Annotated in this window: 2 protein-coding genes; both read left to right on the top strand. The window is 71.0% G+C overall.

Features of this window, described 5'->3' with window-relative positions; all coding sequences use genetic code 11:
• A partial coding sequence (locus U9980_RS07505) for a glycosyltransferase (protein WP_322767272.1) occupies window positions 1-863 on the top strand: 863 nt, incomplete at its 5' end.
• Window positions 864-897: 34 nt separating this feature from the next.
• On the top strand, window positions 898-2001 hold the full coding sequence (locus U9980_RS07500) for a glycosyltransferase family 1 protein (protein WP_322767271.1): 1104 nt from the start codon (window positions 898-900) through the stop codon (window positions 1999-2001).
• The last annotated feature ends 70 nt before the right edge of the window (window positions 2002-2071 follow it).

The following is a 2071-nucleotide window of genomic DNA, read 5'->3' as shown; positions in this document are numbered from 1 at the left end:
CTTCCCGGGATCTGCGCCAACTCGGCGTGGCGGTCAGCCGACCGCGGGTGACCGACCAGCAGGACGGGGCCCGAGCCCGGCTCGCGTTGCGTTTCCCCTGGCTGCTGGCCAACCCGCGCGATCTGGACTATCTCGCCTCATACGACGTGGTGATGGCGAATTCGGCCTACACCCGGGGCTGGATCGGACGCCTGTGGCGCGTGGACGCGGACGTCCTCTACCCGCCCATCCAGGTGGAGCGCCTTACCCCGGCCAGTACTCGGGAACGCGCGGTGCTCACGGTCGGGCGCCTGTTCGCGCCCGGTCTCGGGCACGCCAAGCGCCAGCTGGAAATGGTCGAGTGGTTCGGTGAGCTCTACCGCTCCGGCGCGCTACCGGATTGGCGGATGCACGTCGTCGGCGGCTGCGAGGAGTCCCAGCTGCCATACCTGGAGAAGATCCGGGAGGCCGCCCGTGGCCTGCCGGTCGACATCCATCCGAACGCGCCACGCCACGAGGTCGAGCGGCTGCTGTCGACCTGCTCGGTCTTCTGGTCCGCAACCGGATACGGCCAGGACGGCGATCGCCGGCCATGGACGGCCGAGCACTTCGGGATGACCACGGTCGAGGCGATGGCCGGGGGCTGCGTGCCGGTGGTGATCGACCGCGCCGGCCAACGGGAGATCGTCCGCCACGGACTCGACGGCCTGCGCTGGACGTCGCCGGCGCAGCTCGCCTCGTTCACCAGACGCCTGGCAACCGAGGACGGCATGCGGGCACGGTTGGCTGCGAGCGCCGTCACCCGGGCACAGGAGTTCTCCGACGCGGCATTCGCCGACCGCTGGCGGGAGATCGCCACCCGTCACCGGCTGTATGCCCCCTGACCTGGCAAGGCCGAGACTGAAAGGATCACGGTTGATGCGGGTCATCCTGGACGGCACGCCGTTACTCGGCACGCCCACGGGAGTTGGCCGCTACACCGGCCAACTGCTCGCCGAGCTGCCCACCCTGCCCGGTCTGGACGTGGCCGCAACGGCGTTCACCTGGCGCGGGCTGGAGAACTTCGCTCCCGCGTTGCCGCCAGGTGTACGCCCGGCCGCGCGCCGGGTTCCGGCCCGGATCGTGCACGAGGCCTGGGCCCGCACCGAACTGCCGAAGCTCGAGTGGCTGACCGGGCCAGTCGACGTGGTGCACGCCACAAACTTCGTGCTGCCGCCACCGCGGCGGGCCCGCGGCGTCCTCACCATCCACGATCTGGCCTATCTGAAGCTGACCGGTACCGTGTCCGCGGCCTCGGCCCGCTACCGGGATCTGGTCCCGCGCGGCCTGCGCCGCGCCGCCGCCGTGATCACACCCAGCCAGGCGATCGCCACCGAGGTCATCGACACCTACCGGCTGGACCCGGCAATGGTGACCGTGACGCCGCTGGGCGTGGACGCCGCATGGTTCAGCGCCTCCCCGCCATCGCGACGCTGGCTCACCGCCCACGGCCTGCCCGCCAGATACCTGCTTTTCGTCGGTACGGTCGAACCGCGCAAGAACCTCCCAACCCTGCTGGAGGCGGTCCGCGGCCTGCACTCCGAGGTCAGCGACGCCCCACCGCTGGTCCTGGTCGGACCCGCCGGGTGGGGACCCGCCCTCGATCTTGCCGGGCTGCCGGGGGGAACCGTCGTCAACGCCGGCTATGTTCGGACGGACGAACTTCGGCGCCTGGTCGCCGGGGCCAGCGCTCTGTGCTTCCCATCGTTCTACGAGGGGTTCGGCCTACCGCCGCTGGAGGCGCTGGCAGCCGGAACACCGGTGGTGGCGGCTGACATCCCAGCGGTCCGAGAGGTCGTCGGCCCGATGTCGGGCAACGCCGTGCGGCTGGTTCCACCGACGGAGGCCGATGCGTTCACCGACGCCCTGATCGGCGCGCTCAAGGACGAGGTGGACCCCGGGCCGGGACGCGCCTACGCCCGGACCTTCACCTGGCGACGCACGGCCGAACGCACCGCCGCCGTCTATCACTCGATCGCCTGACCCCGCGTCACCCGACTCCAGGCGACCGTGACGACGTGCTGACTTCCGGCGTCTGGAGGTGCTCGTTTCC

Origin of the sequence: Protofrankia sp. Cr1, assembly GCF_963555865.1 — a bacterium.
Taxonomy (GTDB): Bacteria; Actinomycetota; Actinomycetes; order Frankiales; family Frankiaceae; genus Protofrankia.
The sequence above is the reverse complement of the archived record's forward strand: the minus strand, read 5'-3'. Positions and strand labels throughout refer to the sequence as shown.